Annotated in this window: 1 pseudogene; it reads right to left on the bottom strand. The window is 42.4% G+C overall.

Annotated features, from left to right (window positions below):
- Positions 1 to 415: pseudogene (locus tag DW650_RS18880) on the bottom strand (hypothetical protein); the annotation flags it as partial.
- Positions 416 to 439 lie beyond the last annotated feature (24 nt).

Genomic DNA, 439 nt, shown 5'->3' on the forward strand with positions numbered 1-439 from the left:
TGTAATACTGATACATCCGGTCACTGTACTTTTCCTCTACCAGTTTCTGAACCTGCTCCCGGACTTCCTTATCTTCGATACCGCTCACTGTTACATTCCCATTGCTTTCAATCTTTATCTGCATTCCCTCCAGCTCATCACGGGAGATACCTTTGCTTTCCAGATCCTTTACAAAATCCTCGGAAAAATCATTTTTCAGTTCCGCCTTCTGCTGTGCTTTCTCAAAATCTTTCAGGTTTGCAAAAATCTTCACATACTCCGTTTCCGCATCATCCAGTGTCTTTCCTTCTGCCATGTCCTGCAACAATTCATCCACTGTGCGCCCGCCTTTGTATTGTTTTTCTTCCGGCAGACTTTCAAACTGCTTCTGGTGGAGTTTCTCCATTTCTTTTGTATAATTTTTCTCTGTATCCATCAGGACTTCATTATATTTGTCGAG

The organism is Roseburia sp. AM23-20, assembly GCF_003470905.1.
GTDB lineage: Bacteria > Bacillota > Clostridia > Lachnospirales > Lachnospiraceae > Roseburia > Roseburia rectibacter.